At 32.3% G+C, this 19,009-nt stretch carries 13 protein-coding genes and 1 tRNA gene; 8 read left to right on the top strand and 6 right to left on the bottom strand.

Going from position 1 to position 19,009, the window contains the following annotated elements:
* Window positions 1-23: 23 nt before the first annotated feature.
* The 3 genes from infB to rimP form a co-directional block, all read right to left on the bottom strand.
* A complete protein-coding gene (gene infB / locus KQS_RS01595) occupies window positions 24-2,933 on the bottom strand; it encodes a translation initiation factor IF-2 (protein WP_014387457.1) in 2,910 nt (969 codons plus the stop codon).
* A gap of 71 nt (window positions 2,934-3,004) precedes the next feature.
* A complete protein-coding gene (gene nusA / locus KQS_RS01590; protein WP_014387456.1) occupies window positions 3,005-4,246 on the bottom strand; it encodes a transcription termination factor NusA in 1,242 nt (413 codons plus the stop codon).
* 11 nt (window positions 4,247-4,257) lie between these two features.
* Complete coding sequence (gene rimP / locus KQS_RS01585; protein WP_014387455.1) at window positions 4,258-4,725, bottom strand: ribosome assembly cofactor RimP; 468 nt, start codon at window positions 4,723-4,725, stop codon at window positions 4,258-4,260.
* 183 nt (window positions 4,726-4,908) lie between these two features.
* Between rimP and KQS_RS01580 the strand changes: the two genes are divergently transcribed.
* Window positions 4,909-5,733: a universal stress protein gene (locus KQS_RS01580; RefSeq protein WP_014387454.1), complete on the top strand. Its 825-nt coding sequence runs from the start codon at window positions 4,909-4,911 to the stop codon at window positions 5,731-5,733.
* A 100-nt stretch (window positions 5,734-5,833) separates the two neighbouring features.
* Here the strand turns inward: KQS_RS01580 and KQS_RS01575 are convergent.
* Window positions 5,834-5,904, bottom strand: a tRNA-Gln gene (locus KQS_RS01575).
* A 151-nt stretch (window positions 5,905-6,055) separates the two neighbouring features.
* Here KQS_RS01575 and KQS_RS01570 point away from each other — a divergent pair.
* Both KQS_RS01570 and KQS_RS01565 read left to right on the top strand, forming a co-directional pair.
* Complete coding sequence (locus KQS_RS01570; RefSeq protein WP_014387453.1) at window positions 6,056-9,283, top strand: protein O-mannosyl-transferase family; 3,228 nt, start codon at window positions 6,056-6,058, stop codon at window positions 9,281-9,283.
* A 41-nt stretch (window positions 9,284-9,324) separates the two neighbouring features.
* Window positions 9,325-9,948 carry a polysaccharide deacetylase family protein gene (locus tag KQS_RS01565; RefSeq protein WP_014387452.1) on the top strand — a complete coding sequence of 208 codons (624 nt, stop codon included), beginning with the start codon at window positions 9,325-9,327 and terminating at the stop codon, window positions 9,946-9,948.
* Here the strand turns inward: KQS_RS01565 and KQS_RS01560 are convergent.
* On the bottom strand, window positions 9,945-10,241 hold the full coding sequence (locus tag KQS_RS01560) for a thioredoxin family protein (RefSeq protein WP_014387451.1): 297 nt from the start codon (window positions 10,239-10,241) through the stop codon (window positions 9,945-9,947). The two genes, KQS_RS01565 and KQS_RS01560, sit on opposite strands and share 4 nt — an antisense overlap.
* A 75-nt stretch (window positions 10,242-10,316) precedes the next feature.
* Window positions 10,317-11,543, bottom strand: a complete 1,227-nt coding sequence (locus KQS_RS01555; RefSeq protein WP_014387450.1) for a metallophosphoesterase — start codon at window positions 11,541-11,543, stop codon at window positions 10,317-10,319.
* 118 nt (window positions 11,544-11,661) lie between these two features.
* Here KQS_RS01555 and polA point away from each other — a divergent pair, with 118 nt between their 5' ends.
* The 5 genes from polA to lpxB all read left to right on the top strand — a co-directional run bounded on the left by polA (window position 11,662) and on the right by lpxB (window position 18,976).
* Entirely contained in the window at window positions 11,662-14,508 is a 2,847-nt protein-coding gene (gene polA, locus KQS_RS01550; protein ID WP_014387449.1) for a DNA polymerase I, read from the top strand.
* 107 nt (window positions 14,509-14,615) lie between these two features.
* Complete coding sequence (locus KQS_RS01545; RefSeq protein WP_014387448.1) at window positions 14,616-15,347, top strand: nicotinamide mononucleotide transporter family protein; 732 nt, start codon at window positions 14,616-14,618, stop codon at window positions 15,345-15,347.
* A 10-nt stretch (window positions 15,348-15,357) separates the two neighbouring features.
* Entirely contained in the window at window positions 15,358-16,464 is a 1,107-nt protein-coding gene (locus KQS_RS01540; protein WP_014387447.1) for a hypothetical protein, read from the top strand.
* A 7-nt stretch (window positions 16,465-16,471) separates the two neighbouring features.
* Entirely contained in the window at window positions 16,472-17,782 is a 1,311-nt protein-coding gene (locus tag KQS_RS01535) for a serine hydrolase domain-containing protein (RefSeq protein ID WP_014387446.1), read from the top strand.
* 81 nt (window positions 17,783-17,863) lie between these two features.
* A complete protein-coding gene (lpxB, locus tag KQS_RS01530) occupies window positions 17,864-18,976 on the top strand; it encodes a lipid-A-disaccharide synthase (RefSeq protein ID WP_014387445.1) in 1,113 nt (370 codons plus the stop codon).
* The last annotated feature ends 33 nt before the right edge of the window (window positions 18,977-19,009 follow it).

Raw genomic sequence — 19,009 nt, 5'->3', positions numbered from 1 at the left:
ATTTACTACTTGTATTTAAAAATTTATTTCAATTTCTTTTTAACTTCAACTTCATGGAATCCTTCGATTACGTCGTATTCTTGAAGATCGTTGTAGTTTTTAATTTGAATACCACAATCGTAGCCTTTAGAAACTTCTTTTACATCATCTTTGAATCGTTTTAATGCTGCTAATTCACCCGTGTAGATAACTACACCTTCGCGAATTAAACGGATCTTAGATTTACTGAAGATTTTTCCATCAGTAATCATACATCCAGCAATTGTTCCCACTTTAGAAATTTTGAATAACTCACGAATTTCAGCAGTACCCGTAATTTCTTCTTTCATTTCAGGCGATAACATTCCTTCCATTGCATCTTTTAAGTCATCAATTGCAGCATAGATGATTGAGTAGTTTCTGATATCGATTTCCTCTTTTTCAGCCAACATTTTCGCATTTCCTTGCGGACGAACGTTAAATCCGATGATAATTGCATCTGAAGCAGAAGCTAATAATACATCTGATTCTGTAATGGCTCCAACACCTTTATGAATGATATTGATTTGAATTTCTTCTGTAGATAATTTTAAGAATGAATCTGACAATGCTTCTACCGAACCATCCACGTCACCTTTTAAGATAATGTTTAATTCTTTAAACTGACCTAAAGCAATACGACGACCAATTTCAGATAAGGTAATGTGTTTTTGTGTTCTTACCGATTGCTCACGAATCAATTGTGTACGTTTTGCAGCAATTTGTTTTGCTTCTCTTTCATCTTCATACACATTGAATTTATCTCCAGCTGTAGGCGCACCATCCAAACCTAATACAGAAACCGGTGTTGACGGACCTGCTTCTTTAATCGCATGACCACGTTCATCAAACATTGCACGGATTTTACCATGGTTTTTACCTGCTAATACATAATCACCAATTCTCAACGTACCGGCTTGAACTAAGATTGTAGACACATAACCACGACCTTTGTCTAATTGTGCTTCTACCACTGTTCCTTGTGCTGGCTTATTTGGATTCGCTTTTAATTCTAAAATTTCAGCTTCTAATAAAACTTTTTCTAATAATTCGTTAACACCCATACCCATTTTAGCAGAAATATCATGTGATTGGTATTTACCACCCCACTCTTCTACTAACAAGTTCATTGCTGCTAATTTTTCTTTAATTTTATCTGGATTTGCCGTTGGCTTATCTACTTTATTGATGGCAAAAATCATTGGAACTCCAGCAGCTTGTGCGTGACTAATTGCCTCTTTTGTTTGTGGCATGATATCGTCATCGGCAGCAATTACAATAATCGCAATATCGGTAACTTGTGCTCCACGTGCACGCATAGCCGTAAACGCCTCGTGACCCGGAGTATCTAAGAACGTAATTCTTTGACCGTTCTCTAATTTTACTGCATAGGCTCCAATATGTTGTGTAATACCCCCTGACTCACCAGCAATTACATTGGTCTTACGAATGTAATCCAATAAAGACGTTTTTCCGTGGTCAACGTGACCCATAACAGTAACGATTGGCGCTCTTGATTTTAAATCTTCTGGACGATCTTCTACAACTTCAATATTTTCTTCAATATCAGTTGTAATAAATTGTACTTCATATCCAAATTCATCCGCAACAATTGTTAATGTTTCCGCATCTAAACGTTGGTTCATAGTTACCATGATACCTAACGACATACACGTCCCGATAACTTTAGTAATTGGCACATCCATCATAGAAGCAATTTCTCCAACGGTAACGAATTCTGTTACTTTTAAGATTTTGCTTTCTAATTCTTGTTGTAATTGTTCATCTTCTGAACGCTGACGGTGTGAATCACGTTTGTCTCTTCTATATTTTGCCGCTTTAGATTTATTACCTTTTCCTTGTAATCTTTCTAAAGTTTCTTTAATTTGATTTTTAACTTCTTCTTCTGTTGGCTCTACTTTAGCCACAACTGGTTTTTGACCTTTTTTGAAACGATCATTTCCGCCAAATGGCTTTTTAAATCCACCTTGCCCTTGATTGTTCCCTTGTCCGTTTTGTCCACCTTGCCCTTGATTATTTCCTCCAGGCGTGTTACCTGTTGGCTTCGTGATTCTTTTACGTTTATTTTTGTTATTTGCACCTGCAGCACCACCATTTTGGCTGTTTGGTGCACCACCAGGTTTGTTGTTATTGTCTTTTTTAAAGTCTTCTTTTTTCTTTTTAGGCTTATTAAATTGAGACAAATCAATAGTTTGACCTGTAAAAGTTGCACCTGAAAGTTTTTGATATTGTGTTTCAATTTTTTCTTCAGCTACAGGCGCATCAGCATCCACTTTTTTAACTTCTTGCGTTGGAGGCACAATCTGTTTTTTCTCTGTAAATACAGGATTTTGAACAGGTTTATTTTCTACAACTGGTTTAGCCGTTTCAACTTTAGGTTTCTCTTCAACAACTTTAACTTGTTGTTCAACAACAGGTTTTTCTTCTATTTTTTTCTCCTCAACAACAGGAGTTTCAACTACTTTTTCTTCAACAACTTTAGCAACAATTTCTGGCTGAACTTCAGGTTTTACTTCCTCTTCAACTTTTTTAGGATTTAACTCGATTTTACCAAGCGTTTTTGGACCTGTAACTACAGCTTTTGCTTTGATAATTTCTTGTTTTTGTCTTTCCTCTTCTGCACGACGCTTTTCTTCGAGTTCCTTTTCGATTTCACGTTTTATTGCTTCTTTTTCCTTTTTCTTTTCTTCGCCTACTTCTTTAGAAGCGACTTTATTTCCTTTATCAGCCGAAAAAGTATTGCATAAGACGTCATATTCCAATTGAGATATTTTCGCGTTAGGACTATGTTCAATAGTATGACCTTTATCCTTTAGTGTTTCCACGGCTCTATCCAATGAAATATTAAATTCTTTTAAAACTTTATTAATTCGTATTGCTCTTTCTTCAGACATATATTCTATTTTGCTAAAATTTAGTTGTTGCGTTGTTGTATCTACTTCAGTAGTTATTTTGTTTTAAAGGATTAACCTTCTAATTCTTCTTTTAAAATTCTAATTACGTCTAAGATAGTTTCCTCTTCAAGATCAGTTCTTCTTACCAAATCCTGAACATCTTGATCAATGATACTTCTTGCAGTATCTAAACCAATTTTTTCAAACTCTTCAATGATCCACTCATCAATTTCGTCTGTAAACTCTCTTAATTCCACATCATCTTCTTCCTCAACTATACCTTCACGGATTACATCTAACTCATAACCTGTTAACTGGCTAGCTAATTTAATGTTTTGACCATTACGTCCAATAGCTTTAGAAACTTCTTCAATTTTTAAGAACACTTCTGCTTTTTTATTTTCTTCATCAATTTTAACTGAAGAAACTTTTGCAGGACTTAATGCTCTTGTGATGTATAATTGCGTATTTGTTGTATAATTAATTACATCAATATTTTCGTTTCCTAATTCACGTACAATTCCGTGAATACGGGCTCCTTTCATTCCCACACATGCTCCTACCGGATCAATTCTATCATCATAAGAATCTACAGCTACTTTTGCTTTTTCACCCGGAATTCTCACTACCTTTTTCACATTGATTAAACCATCAAAAACCTCAGGAATTTCTTGCTCAAATAACTTCTCCAAGAACAATGGAGACGTTCTAGACATAATAATTTGAGGTTTATTTCCTTTCAATTCAACATTCTCAATAATACCTCTAACATTTTCTCCTTTTTTAAAGAAATCATTTGGAATTTGTTTGTCTTTCGGTAAAACGATTTCATTTCCATCATCATCCATCAACACTACCATTTTAGGACGCACATGATGTACTTCTGCTGTATAAATATCACCAATTAAATCTTTAAACTGCTTGTAAAGATTTGTATTATCGTGCTCATGAATTTTTGAAATTAAATTTTGACGCAAAGCCAAAATAGCCCTTCTCCCTAAATCAATTAATTTAACTTCTTCAGAAACATCTTCTCCTACTTCAAAATCTGGCTCAATTTTTCTTGCGTCTGACAATGAAATTTCAGAATTTGGATCTTCTACTTCACCATCAGCAACAACTACACGATTTCTCCAAATTTCCATATCTCCTTTATCAGGATTAATGATAATGTCAAAATTGTCGTCTGAACCATATTTTTTCTTCAACGCATTTCTAAACACATCTTCTAAGATTACCATAAGGGTAACTCTATCTATAAGTTTATCATCTTTAAACTCTGAAAATGATTCTATTAATGCAATATTCTCCATGATACGCTATATTAAAATGATATAATTACTATTGATTCTTTAATGTCTTCATAAGGCACTTTAACCGTTTTTTCCACAGTTACTTTACCCTTCCCAATTTCTTTTGGTTCTCTAGCTTTCCATGAAAGTGTAGCACCTTCATCATCTGCTTCTGTTAAAACAGCTTCAATTTCACCTTGAGAAACCGTCTTAACTTTTAACTTCCTACCTACATTTTTTTTATATTGTCTAACAAATTTTAATGGACTTGACACTCCCGCCGAAGCCACATCGATAGAAAATTCTAAACCCTCTTGATCAAGTTGACCTTCAATCGCTCTACTTACATCAATACAATCTTGCAATGTTACACCAGTGTCGCCATCTAAAACCACATTGATTTTATTGGCTTCAGAAACCATCAAGTCTATTAAAAACAAATGTTGTTTTGTTTCTAACACACCATCTAACACACTCTTTACCTTTTCTTTAAATGTCATTCTTATAAAAAGAGGCACGCATTGCGTGCCTCATTATTTGGTTGATTACTAAATAACTGCACAAATATACAAATATTTTTTTGAATTTTTAACAAAATATTCTTTTTTAAGATTTTTACAATTAGTTTAAAATAAATTTTGTAATTTTATACTATATAATATACAAACCAAAATTAATATAATATGAAAACCATTTTAGTCCCAACGGATTTTTCAAAACACGCCGAACACGCTCTTAAAGTAGCTGCTCAAATTGCAAAGAAAAACAACGGAAAAGTAATTTTATTACACATGTTAGAATTACAACAATCGGGGAATGACGCTATTACAACCGCTCATGACATTCCTGAATTGATGTTTTTTAAAAACGCAGCAGTAAGTAAATTAGACGAATTAGTTGATTCACCATATTTAGACGGAATTGAAGTTACAAGTATAGTTCAGTTTCACATGGCTTTTCATGGAATTATTGAGAATGCAGAAAAACACAATGTTGATTTAATCGTAATGGGATCTCATGGTGCAAGCGGATTCCAAGAAATGTTCATCGGTTCAAATGCTGAAAAAGTAGTAAGAAATTCAACAATACCTGTACTAATCATCAAAAAAGACGAAGAAAACTTCAAAGTAGACAATTTAGTGTTCGCTTCTGATTTTTCAGATGAAATTAAAAAACCTTTTGCTCAAGTTATTGAATTTGCAAAAAGTTTCGATTCTCATATAAAATTAGTTAACATTACAACACCAAACAATTTCACACCATCTAGAGTGGCTGAGAAAAAAATGAATGACTTTATAGCTGATTTTAATTTTACCAATTATTCAACTCACATTTATAATGACATCAATGTAGAGAAAGGAATTTTACATTTTGCAAAAGACTCTAATTCTGATGTAATTGGAATGTGTACTCACGGAAGAAAAGGATTAGCGCATTTCTTTAACGGAAGTATTTCTGAAGATTTAGTTAATCACTCAAAAAGACCAGTGGTTACGTTTAAAATCTAACTCCCGATACAAACCAACAAAAAACTCGGCAATGCCGAGTTTTTTTTATTTCAATAACTTGTAAAAACAAAAAAACCTGAGTCAAAACTCAGGTTTTTTGTTGGTCTACTAGGACTCGAACCTAGAACGACTGAACCAAAATCAGCTGTGTTACCATTACACCATAGACCAGTAAAGATTGCAATACTTCATCATTGCGGGTGCAAATGTAATACAAATATTTTTTTCTCCAAACATTTTTTTAGAAATATTTAAAAAAAATTAATTGGTTATGTCTAGTATAAATAGTTTCTTTGTAGGGCAAAATACAATATATCAATATATGATTTCATTCAATTACAGTAAATGGAACACCCTTATGGGTTGGACTGCGTTCGCTATCGCATTGATAACCTATACCTTAACAGTTGAACCAACCATGAGTTTTTGGGATTGTGGTGAATACATTGCAACCGCAGCAAAATTGGAAGTTGGCCATCCACCAGGTGCTCCTTTATTTCAAATGATAGGCGCATTTTTTGCCATGTTTGCTTCAAACAAAGAAAATATTGCCTTAATGGTTAACATGATGTCAGTGTTTTCAAGTGCATTTACTATTTTGTTTATGTATTGGTCAATGACAAAAATTATCCGTAAAATTTCAAATCATGTAACAGAATGGGATGATAATCAAGCGAAAATAACTTTAGGTAGCGCTATGATTGCCGCGCTAAGTTTTACTTTTACCGATAGTTTTTGGTACAATGCAGTAGAGGCTGAAGTATACGCAATGGGTTCATTATTTATTGCTGTATTAGTTTGGCTTGGTTTAAAATGGGAAGAAGAATTAGACACATCTAGAGGAAACAAATGGTTAGTATTGATTTCTTTAGTAATTGGACTTTGTTTTGGTGTACACTTTTTATCAATTTTAGCTATACCGTCTATTGGATTACTTTATTTCTTTAAGAAATATAAAACCATTACAGTAAAGAGTTTTATCATTGCTAATATTATTATTGTTGCTATTTTATTGTTTATCTTCAAATTTCTTTTACCCTATACTCTTGCTTTTTTTGCAAAAACAGAAATTTTTATGGTAAACTCACTTGGATTGCCTTTTAATTCGGGAACTATATTTTCATTCTTATTGATTATTGCTTTTTTCTATTTTGGATTAAACTACACGAAGAAAAAAGGCCTTGTACAATACAACACACTACTATTATGCGTGTTATTTGTATTAATAGGGTTTTCTACTTGGATAATGCTTCCTATAAGAGCTAATTCAAACATTAATATTAACGAAAACAAGCCAAGTGATGCTGCCGAAGTTTTGGCCTACTATAATCGTGAACAATATGGTGAGCAAAAATTATTTTATGGTTCGCAATTTTCAGTAATGTATTCAGGTTTAGACGAAGAAACCCCTTATGTTGATGACAAACCAAATTACGAAAGAGATCCAAAATCAGGCAAATACATCATCACAAATAACTACAAAAATGCAAAACAGAATTACGATTCTAAACACAGTGCCTTTTTACCTAGATTATGGAGTGAAGAACACGCTAAAAATTACATGACGTTTACAAAACCATTAGAATTCAGAATTAACCCAGATGCATTTGTAGATGAAGAAACTGGTGAATTGAATGAAGCGCAAATGGGTCAAATGACTGAAATTGCATCTGATTTCAGAAAACAATTTGCAGCAGGCAAAATTGATTTAGACATGTATGATGAATTCCTTAAAACATATGGTGATTATTTAATTATTGAAAAACCCTCTTTCTCAGACAATATCAAATTTATGTTTGAATACCAATTTGGCTATATGTATTTTAGATATTTAATGTGGAACTTTGTAGGTAGACAAAATGATTTACAAGGTAATTACGAAAGTTTAGAAGGCAATTGGCTAAGTGGCATTCCGTTCATCGATAATATGCTTTTAGACAATCAGAGCGAGTTAACCGAGGACATGAAAAACAACAAAGCAAGAAATACATATTTCTTTTTACCTTTTATTCTTGCATTAATTGGAATGTATTTTCACGCTAAATATGAATGGAAATCATTCTATGTATTATTAGCATTATTCTTATTTACTGGTTTAGCGTTAAAGATTTACCTAAATGAAAGACCATTTGAACCAAGAGAAAGAGATTATGCCCTAGTTGGTTCATTCTATGTATTTGCTATGTGGATTGGCGTAGGAGTTTATGGAATTTACCAATCTGCTTTAAGATATTTATCCCCTAAAACTGCTTTTCCTGTTGTATTGGGTGTTAGTTTATTAGCATCTCCAATTTTATTAGCAAACCAAAACTGGGACGATCACGATAGAAGTGGAAAATACACAGCTGTTGCCATGGCTAAAGCCTATTTAGATTCATGCGATAAAAACGCCATATTATTTACTATTGGAGATAATGACACCTTCCCGCTTTGGTATTTACAAGAAATTGAAGGCTACAGAACAGACGTAAGAATTGTCAATACAAGTTTATTAGCGACCGATTGGTATATTGACGAAATGAAGATGAAATCTAACGAGTCTGAACCGTTACCAATTTCATTTAATCATAATGATTACGTAGGAGACAAACGAAATTATTCATTATTTATAGAAAGAACAAAAGACACTTTATTATTAAGTGAAATGTTGGATTTCTTAAAAGACGAACGTTCTAAACAAGAAATGAAAAACGGACAGTTTGTACATTATTATCCGAGTGACAATATTAAAGTCAAAATAGACCGAGCAACTATCATTAAAAATAAAGTTGTAAATCCTAAATATTACGACTCAATTGTACCTGAAATCAATTTAAGATTAAAAGGAGGAGCATTATATAAGAATCGTTTAATGATGTTAGACATTTTTAATGAAAACAACTGGAAGAGACCAATCTATTTTTCCCCAGGAAGTTTTGGAGCGGACGATTATATTTGGATGAAAGAATACCTTCAATTGGATGGAATGGTGTACAAATTAGTACCTATTAAAACCCCAATTAACGAAGAAAACCCATACGAATTAGGCTATATCGATACAGATAAGATGTACAACAACGTGATGAAGTGGTATTGGGGCAATTCAGGTAGTGACAAAATTTATCACGACCCTGAAACGCGTAAAAATGCACTTTCTTACAGAGGTAATTTATCAAGATTAACGAAAGCTTTAATTGAAGAGAAAAAATTTGATAAAGCCCAAAAAATAATTGACATAGCCATGAAAAACATGCCAATCAATTATTTTGAATATTACACTACTGTAGAACCTTTTGCTGATGGCTATTACAAAATGAATAAAAAGACAGAAGCAAGATCTATTTTAAATCAGTTAATTAAAAAGAGACAAGAAAAATTAAAATTCTTTAAGTCACAGAGTGAAAAACAAAAATCTTTCTATAGAAATGAAATCCTTAGAGAAATTGAATTGTATAGATCCTTATTGTACATTGCAAAAGACAACGAAGATATTGAATATTACAATGAACAACGTGTAAAGTTCAACAACTATAATGAATCAATGGGACATTATAAAAGAGAAAATGAATAAATTTACAAGCCATTTAGTTAATTCTAAATGGCTTTTTTACTATGATTAAAGTACCTAAATACATCCAACGCTTATTTAAACATCAAATTTGGAACATCAAAAATGATGAAAATGCTGTGTATTTAACTTTTGATGATGGCCCAATACCCTATGTTACAGAAGAAATTTTAAAAATACTAGAACAAGAAAAAGTTAAAGCTACTTTTTTTTGCATAGGCGACAACATAAAAAAACACCCCGATATCTTTCTAAAAATCATACAAGCAAAACATGCGATTGGGAATCATACTTTCAACCATTTAAAAGGATGGAACACAAAATTACAAGAATATGTTTCCAATGTCGATTTATGCCAACAAGAATTAGAACAACTAAATATTAACTCGCGTCTGTTTCGACCACCTTACGGCAAAATATCTATTAAACAATCACGTTTCTTAAGAAAGAAAGGATATAAAATAATAATGTGGGATGTACTAAGTAAAGATTACGATTGCAAAATAAATGCACAAAAATGTTTTGACAATGTAGTTAAAAACACAAGCTCAGGAAGCATAATAGTTTTTCATGACAGCTTAAAAGCACAACAAAACGTACTAAAAAGTCTACCAAAAGTTATTCAAGCGCTAAAGGCAAAAGGCTTTACTTTTAAAAAATTAAGTTAAGCTTGTTCCTGAATAATTGTGATTAAAGTATTCGCATCAAATTCACCACTTTGTCGCCATACCATTTGACCATTTTTGTAAATCATAAAAGTAGGCAAGCCTTTAATTCTTAATGCTTCGGCTAATTCCTTATTTTTATCTACATCAATTTTGATTACTCTTGCTTTATCACCTAAAGCAGCAGCAACGTGACGAATGGTTTCGTTCATTGAAATAGATTGCTCATGCCATTCTGTAAAAAAATCAATTAGAACAGGCACTTGAGCATCGATAAGTTCTCCAAATTTTGACATAAATTGAAGTATTTAATAAACAAATGTATATAATTTTTTATAAAATATACATACAAAGGTATTATTTTTAATAGTTTAAGTTAATTTTTTAGATTTTTTTAACTCAATTACGGTAATTTCAGGCATAATTCCCACTCTTCCTGGATAGGCATGAAAACCAAAACCACGATTTACATAAATAAACCTACCCATGTTTTCATACAAACCTGCCCACTGCTTGTAAATATATTGCACCGGACTCCATTTTATTACACCTGGGATTTCAATTCCAAACTGCAATCCATGTGTATGCCCTGATAAAGTTAAATGATAATGATTAGGATGCTCTTTAACTTCATATTCCCAATGGCTTGGATCATGACTCATTAATATTTTAAAATCATTTTTACTTAATCCTTCTGAAGCTTTTTTCAAATCACCTGCTTGCTTAAATTTCACACCCCAATTTTCAACACCTACTAGGGCAATTTCACTTGCCCCTTTTTTAATTTTCACATGTTCATTTAACAACAATTTGAAATCAATTTGACGATGTAAATCTTTAATATCCTCAAAGTTTTGTTGTTTTTCTGCCTTAGTTGGCCAACTCACGTATTCACCATAATCATGATTCCCTAAAACAGAAAACTTACCCAAATTAGGGTTATGAATTTTTTTAAAGGTTTCAATCCAAGGATGCATTTCAGCAGCATGGGTATTTACTATATCACCCGTAAACAAAACGATATCAGAATTTTGTTGATTTATCAAATCTATTGCATACTGTATTTTTTCAGGATTATCAAAACTTCCACTATGAACATCCGAAATATGTGTAATTTTTACTCCATCAAAATCTTCAGGTAAGTCATCAAAAGACAACGTCTGTTTAATAACTTTAAAATTATATTTACCAATAGTAATTCCATAAAGTAAGGAAGAAAAAGGTATTGCCGCTAACCCTAAAGCAATCTGACTAACAAACTTTCGCCTTTCTGGCAAGAAAGCACCTTTGTGTTCATCAACAAAATACTTTATTGCGCCTTCAAATACTCTAAAAATATCTTCTAATATTAAAATTAATGATGCAAATAACTTAGGAACATAAACCAACAAAAACAAACCAATAACAAATAACGTATATTTATTTTGCCCTTTACTTCTATCAAAAGTTGAAAATGAATAGATTAAATAAAAAAACAATACCGCAGATACAATCAAATAAATAAGCAACACCCACTTGTTTCTAGAAATAGTCTTAACAACTTGGAAGGAATATATTTCAATGATTAATAATATCAAAATAGGTAACAAACCTCTCATAATCTAATTTTTATGCAAAGTAATAGAACTTAATTTAATTAACACCTATCTATTAAATCAATTTTAACAATAGTTAATTAAACAAAGAATTGTATTTTTACTTTTTAAAACAAAACAAATGTCACAAAAACGATTATTTTTACTTGACGCCTACGCTCTAATTTTTAGAGGATATTACGCATTTATTAAAAACCCAAGAATCAATTCTAAAGGAATGGACACTTCTGCTATTATGGGGTTTATGAACTCTTTAATGGATGTTATCAGAAGAGAAAAACCCGATCATTTAGCTGTGGCATTTGACAAAGGCGGAAGTGATTATCGATTAGAAATGTTTACGGAATACAAAGCTAATCGCGATGAAACGCCAGAAGCTATTAAAATTGCCGTTCCTTACATTCAAGAATTATTACGCGCCATGCATATTCCAATTATTGAAGAAGCAGGTTATGAGGCAGATGATTTAATTGGAACTTTAGCTAAACAAGCTGAAAAACAAGGTTACAAAGTATTCATGGTTACGCCTGATAAAGATTTTGGTCAATTAGTCTCCGAAAATATTTTTATGTACCGCCCAGCTCGAATGGGCAATGATATTGAAATTTGGGGTGTTGATGAAGTAAAAGCTAAATTTGAAGTAGAACATCCATTACAAGTAATTGATTTTCTTGGCATGATGGGAGATGCGGTAGATAATATTCCAGGACTACCAGGTGTGGGTGAAAAAACAGCCAAAAAACTATTGGCCGAATTTGGTTCCATGGAAAATCTTTTAGAAAACACTGATAAATTGAAAGGTGCACTAAAAGAAAAAATAGAAGCCAATAAGGAAAAAGGAATTCTTTCCAAAAAATTAGCCACAATACTATTAGATTGCCCGGTGACTTTTAATGAAACCGATTACGAATTATCTAAACCTGATGTAGAAAAAACAGATGCTATTTTCCAAGAATTAGAATTTCGTCAAATGAAAGCACAATTTGACAAACTTTTTGGCTCAGGAAAAGAATATGATGAAATAGATACAAATGGAACGGATACAAACCTTATAACTAAAAAAGCACCCATTAAAAAAGCGCCTGAAAATCAAATGGATTTGTTTGGTTTTTCAGACGATGAAAGTGACGAACCCAAAGGACATTCTTTCTATGCTACTTTAGAAACTACAAATCATTTTTATCAAATAGTACAAGGGGAAATACCAACTCGATTGTTAATTCAAAATTTAATGACTCAAAAATCAGTTTGTTTTGACACAGAAACTACTGGAATTGACGCTTTAAATGCTGAATTAGTAGGTATGTCATTCTCCTGGGAAAAAGGAAAAGCTTTTTATGTCCCTTTTCCAGAAAATCAAGAAGAAGCACAACAACTAGCCAATAAATTTAAACCGTTTTTCGAAAATGAAGCCATTGAAAAAATTGGCCAAAACATGAAATACGATTTAAAAGTATTACGCAACTACGGTCTTGAAGTGAAAGGATCGTTGTTTGACACCATGATTGCCCACTATTTAATCAACCCAGACATGCGCCATAATATGGATGTATTGGCTGAAACCTATTTGAAATACAGTCCAAAATCTATTGAAACCTTGATAGGCAAAAAAGGGAAAGGGCAAAAATCGATGCGTGACGTGGCTTTAGAAGATATAAAAGAATATGCAGCTGAAGACGCAGACATTACCCTGCAATTAAAAGAAAATTTCCAGCCTATTTTAGAAAAAGTGGGTACTAAAAAATTGTTCGATGAAATTGAAATCCCTTTAGTTCAAGTTTTAGCCGATATGGAAGCCGAAGGCATTCGATTAGATGTTGATTTTTTAAAAGAAATGTCAAAAGAAATGGCTATTGAAATCCAATTATTGGAACAAAAAATATATGAAACTGCGGGTGAAACATTCAATTTAGCTTCTCCAAAACAATTAGGCGATATTTTATTTGATAAATTAAAAATTGGCGGTGCCAAACAAAAGAAAACGAAAACGGGACAGTATGCAACCGGAGAAGAAATATTAAGTTACTTAGCTAATGACCATGAAATTGTCCGTAATATTTTAGAATGGCGCCAAATGGTAAAATTACAAAGCACTTATATTGATGCTTTACCCAACCAAGTAGATGCTAAAACCCAACGTGTGCACACTGATTACATGCAAACTGTAGCAGCAACGGGGCGTTTAAGTTCAAATAATCCTAATTTACAAAATATCCCAATTCGAACTGAAAGAGGAAGACAAATTAGAAAAGCTTTTATTGCACGTGACGAAAATTACACTTTAGTTTCAGCTGATTACTCTCAAATAGAATTGCGAATTATTGCTGCACTTTCTGGTGAAGAGAACATGATTAAAGCCTTCCAAAATCACGAAGATATTCATAAAAGTACCGCTGCAAAGGTTTTCAACGTACCATTAGAAGAAGTAACGAAAGAACAACGTAGTCATGCTAAAACTGTAAACTTCGGAATTATTTATGGTGTTTCTGCATTTGGATTAAGTAACCAAACGAATTTATCTAGAAAAGAAAGTGCTGAATTAATTGAAGCGTACTATCAAAATTATCCTAAGTTAAAATCATTCATGAGCCATCAAGTTGATTTTGCTAGAGAACATGGATACGTAGAAACCATTTCGGGAAGAAGACGTTATTTGAAAGACATTAATTCTGCCAATGCAATTGTACGTGGTGGTGCGGAACGTAATGCCGTAAATGCACCTATACAAGGTAGCGCAGCAGATATAATCAAAATAGCGATGATTAACATCCACAAACGATTAAAACAAGAAAACTGGCAATCTAAAATGTTATTACAAGTACATGATGAATTGGTTTTTGATGTACACAACAGCGAATTAGAAAAAATCCAACCTATGATTAAACACGAAATGGAAAACGCATTTATAATGGCGGTTCCCTTGGAAGTAGAGATTGGCTTAGGTAAAGATTGGTTAGCAGCACATTAAAAAATAATTTTATAAACACAAAAAAGCCTGTAAAGCAGTTGAACTTTACAGGTTTTATTGTTTTATAACCATATTTTTTTAAATTTACTTTTATTTACATTTAAGTAATGACACTTTTGAAATCTCCAACTTTACAAAAAATAAAAACCATCACGAATAGTCAATATTTAGATTGGATTGGATTAGCAATAGTCTTGATTGGATCTGTTTCATTAGACTATCATAAAACCACTTATGATTTTAAATGGAACCACATCGAATACACCTTCCATTTAGGCATAGTTTCTATCATTAATGTTGGTTTTTCTATGATTGCAACACGTTTAGTAACTAAAAAAAATAATATAGGCAATTTCATCAGTACGTGCAACACCCTAGTAAGTGGCGCTATAGACTATCTTTTAGGCAATGTAGCTGCTGTTCTTACCTATCCCGTTTCATTTTTTGGCAATTACATCACATTTAGGTTTTGGAAAAAAAGTAAACAGCTCCGAAGTATTGATTCTATATTTTATCGCAATTTAGCTCTAGGTTTTTTATTATCTTTTTGTTTAAATTATTTAGGTTTCAAATATTTGAGCACAACACCTATTAACTGGCAATTGTATTTTGCCATTGCAATTCCTGCCGGTATTACCTTTGGTGGCACTTTTAATAACGCCCGAATGTATCCAGACAATTGGTTCTTATGGCAAATTTACAACATCACTAAATTGATTCAAAATGTACTGCAAATGAACTGGGCCAATGTTATGAAATATTCTTTTTATTTTGTGAATGCCATTTTAGGTTACATCACTTGGAACGACGATAAAAAAACAACACAAACCCCAAAATAAATTAAAATCCATGAAACAATTTTTCCTTTTTATAACGTTATTAATTTTTACCAATAGTAAAAGTGCAACAGAATATTTTGAAGGCACTATTGGTAATTCGAAAATGTATCTTTCCATTGAAACCTATGAAAACAATGAAATTGGGGGCGTTTATTTTTATGAAAAATCATTGAAAGACATTCCGCTATCTGGCAAAAAAATTAAAAACAAATACGTATTGACTTTTGGCAATTTATATGATTTAAAAAATTTTACAGAAAAATTCGAATTTGAAAAAAAAGGTACTGATTACAAAGGATTTTGGACAAACAATAAAGGGAAAAATTTAGCAATTGTATTAAAAAAATTAGACATTTCAACTTATAAGAACACCTATTTTATAAATATTAGCAACGAAATGGATTTGGTAAAAATGGCCTTTTTACAATTTAAAACAGACTCAACTTCAACCTTTAAAACACATGAATTTGAATGGCTAACAGAACTTCACGGAGCAACCCCATTTTTACGTTTAGGAAAGACTTTTAACTCACGAACACAAAATTTCATCAATAGAAAATTAGAAAAAAAACAGGTCGAAATGGCTCTATCACAATTAAGTTGTTCCGATTTTAATAACTATTCTAATGGAAACGGCATTGAATATTATGTTAAAATTAGTTACTTAGATACTAATTTATTAGGGTTTGACGTTAGTTCTTCTTGGTATTGTGGTGGCGCCCATCCCGATTTTGGCAGTGAAGGTAATTTGATTGATTTAAACACTGGTAAATTTTTTGAATTGGACGAAATCATAGCTTTTGACTCAAGTGTTACTACCGAACAAGTGGGTGGATTTGAAGCGTATGCAGAGTATAAGTCGAATTATTTTGCGCCCAAAATATATGAATTGATTAATGATGAACAACATTTTGAAAAACCAAAAGATGAAGATGATTATTGTGATTTTACCGATTTAGAACTATGGAATTTTGTTGAATGGAGTTTCACAGAAAAAGGAATAACCATAACTCCTTATTTCTACAGAGCCGCAAGAGCTTGTCAAGAACCCTTTTTAATTCCATTTGAAAAATTAAAACCTTACAAAAACAGTACTTTCCCATATAATTTTAAATAACAAAAAAATGAAAAAACTTCTTTTAATTTTTACACTTTTAACTGCTTCTCTATCCTTTAGTCAAGAGGAGAGCATTGCAAAAATTGATGAATTTTTAAATTATTTATTTGAAAACGACAAATTCATGGGGTCGTTAGTGATAAGAAAAGGAGACACCATTGTTTTTAAAAACGCTTATGGCTTTTACGAGGCCAATAGAGGATTGCGTTCCAATGGAAATACCAAGTACAAAATTGGTTCAGTTACTAAAACTTTTACAGCTACCATGATTATGCAATTAGTGGAAGCCAAAAAACTTCGATTAGAGACGAAAATTAGTCGCTTTTTTCCAAAAATTGCAATGGCTAATTACATTTCCGTTAATGATTTATTACAACAACGTTCTGGAATCATGGATTATGTAAATGCAGATGAAACCTTTAAAGAGAAACTAATAACTGGAGAATCTCGTGAAGATTTATTAGAAAGAATAGCGGATTATGAAGCTATTTTTGAACCAGGAACTAAACACATGTATAGCAATACAAATTATTACTTATTGGGTTGCATTATTGAAAACATCACCAAAAAATCGTATGCCGAAAACTTGAAAGAATTAATCGTGGATAAAATTGGTTTAAAAAACACCTATTACTCCACTGAAAAAACCGATGTTTCGAAGCGTGAAAGTTATTCGTATTTGTATAACGGAACCAATTGGGAACAATTTCCTGAATGGGATAATTCCATTGCTTTTGCTTCGGGAGGAATCACTTCAACACCAGATGATTTGACTCTTTTTATTTCGAGTTTATTCGACGGAAAATTAGTTACCAAATCGAGTGTTGATCAAATGAAAAAAATAAAAGACGGGTACGGTATGGGGTTGATGCAATTCCCATTTGGGGAACGACGCTTTTTTGGTCACAATGGAAAAATTGAAAATTTCAATGCCGTTGTGGGATATTATCCAAAAGAAAAATTGAGCATTGCCCTTATTTCTAATGCCGATGTATACAACCAAAACGACATTATGTTAGGTATTTTAAGCATGTATTACAAAATGCCCTACCCGTTTCCGGAATTCACCAAATTAGATCCCGAAGAAATTAGACCTTTGTTAGGCGTATACAGTTCAAACGATTTACCCTTACAAATTGTTGTTACAGAAAAAAATGGTGAATTAATAGCTCAAGCCACAGGACAGCCCCCGTTCCCATTGACTTATTTTAAAGACACTACATTTGTTTTTCAAAGTGCAGGGGTTGAAATTACCTTTGGTGTAGACTCCTTTGTTTTAAAACAAGCAGGAGCAAAATATAGGTATACCAAGAATTAATTTTTGATTCGCTTTCGAAAAAAAACTAACTTTGAAAACTTTCCTTTTTAGGAAGGTTTTCTTTTTTTAAATAGATTTAGAATGAAATACTACATCATAGCCGGAGAAGCTTCGGGCGATTTACACGGTTCCAATTTAATGAAAGCAATCTACCAAGAAGATGCTTCAGCAGACATTCGTTTTTGGGGTGGCGATTTAATGCAAGGAGTAGGTGGAACACTAGTAAAGCACTATCGTGACTTGGCTTTTATGGGATTTGTAGAAGTAGTTTTGAATTTAAAAACGATTTTAAATAACATTAAAATTTGCAAAGCAGACATACTTAACTTTCAACCCGATGTGATTATTTATATTGATTACCCAGGATTTAATATGCGTATTGCAGAATGGGCAAAGAAATTGGGGTATCAAAATCACTACTATATTTCTCCTCAAATTTGGGCTTGGAAAGAAGGTAGAATAAAAGCCATTAAACGCGATGTTGACTACATGTATGTCATTCTTCCATTTGAAAAAGATTTTTACGAAAAGAAACACCAATTTCCAGTAACATTCGTTGGACATCCTTTGATTGACGCTATTGCTGGAAGATCAAAAAAATCATTGGAAACCTTTAAGGCAGAAAATGAATTGGACGACAAACCCATCATTGCATTATTACCAGGAAGTAGAAAACAAGAAATTGCCAAAATGCTATCCATAATGTTATCGGTAGTTGATGATTTCAAGGAATACCAATTTGTAATTGCTGGTGCACCAAGTCAAGATTTCGCATTTTACCAGCAATTTTTAACCACTCAAAATGTAAAGTTTATCTCCAATAAAACTTATGATTTATTGAGTGTTGCCCATGCCGCATTAGTGACATCAGGCACGGCTACCTTAGAAACGGCATTGTTTAAAGTTCCCCAAGTGGTATGTTACAAAGGAAGTTGGATTTCCTATCAAATTGCCAAACGAATAATCACCCTTAAGTTCATTTCTTTAGTCAATTTAATTATGGACAAAGAAGTGGTGAAAGAGTTAATTCAAGAGGATTTAAATTCCAAAAATTTAAAAATTGAATTGAATAAAATCATACAAGGGGAAAGTAGAATTCAAATTTTAGAGGAATACAATCTTTTAGAACAAAAATTAGGTGGTACAGGAGCTAGTAAAAAAACAGCACAATTAATTTGTAGTAAATTTCAATAATAAATTTATTTTTGTAGTAAAAATAAACCATTT

The organism is Flavobacterium indicum GPTSA100-9 = DSM 17447, from assembly GCF_000455605.1.
In the GTDB taxonomy this organism is placed as follows: domain Bacteria; phylum Bacteroidota; class Bacteroidia; order Flavobacteriales; family Flavobacteriaceae; genus Flavobacterium; species Flavobacterium indicum.
Note: the sequence above shows the minus strand (reverse complement) of the source record. Positions and strands in the feature narration are given on the sequence as shown.

Excerpts from the sequence above, each read along its gene's own strand:
- infB (WP_014387457.1), bottom strand. The coding sequence starts at position 2,933 with ATGTCTGAAGAAAGAGCAATACGAATTAATAAAGTTTTAAAAGAATTT.
- nusA (WP_014387456.1), bottom strand. The coding sequence starts at position 4,246 with ATGGAGAATATTGCATTAATAGAATCATTTTCAGAGTTTAAAGATGAT.
- rimP (WP_014387455.1), bottom strand. The coding sequence starts at position 4,725 with ATGACATTTAAAGAAAAGGTAAAGAGTGTGTTAGATGGTGTGTTAGAA.
- KQS_RS01580 (WP_014387454.1), top strand. The coding sequence starts at position 4,909 with ATGAAAACCATTTTAGTCCCAACGGATTTTTCAAAACACGCCGAACAC.
- KQS_RS01570 (WP_014387453.1), top strand. The coding sequence starts at position 6,056 with ATGATTTCATTCAATTACAGTAAATGGAACACCCTTATGGGTTGGACT.
- KQS_RS01565 (WP_014387452.1), top strand. The coding sequence starts at position 9,325 with ATGATTAAAGTACCTAAATACATCCAACGCTTATTTAAACATCAAATT.
- KQS_RS01560 (WP_014387451.1), bottom strand. The coding sequence starts at position 10,241 with ATGTCAAAATTTGGAGAACTTATCGATGCTCAAGTGCCTGTTCTAATT.
- KQS_RS01555 (WP_014387450.1), bottom strand. The coding sequence starts at position 11,543 with ATGAGAGGTTTGTTACCTATTTTGATATTATTAATCATTGAAATATAT.
- polA (WP_014387449.1), top strand. The coding sequence starts at position 11,662 with ATGTCACAAAAACGATTATTTTTACTTGACGCCTACGCTCTAATTTTT.
- KQS_RS01545 (WP_014387448.1), top strand. The coding sequence starts at position 14,616 with ATGACACTTTTGAAATCTCCAACTTTACAAAAAATAAAAACCATCACG.
- KQS_RS01540 (WP_014387447.1), top strand. The coding sequence starts at position 15,358 with ATGAAACAATTTTTCCTTTTTATAACGTTATTAATTTTTACCAATAGT.
- KQS_RS01535 (WP_014387446.1), top strand. The coding sequence starts at position 16,472 with ATGAAAAAACTTCTTTTAATTTTTACACTTTTAACTGCTTCTCTATCC.
- lpxB (WP_014387445.1), top strand. The coding sequence starts at position 17,864 with ATGAAATACTACATCATAGCCGGAGAAGCTTCGGGCGATTTACACGGT.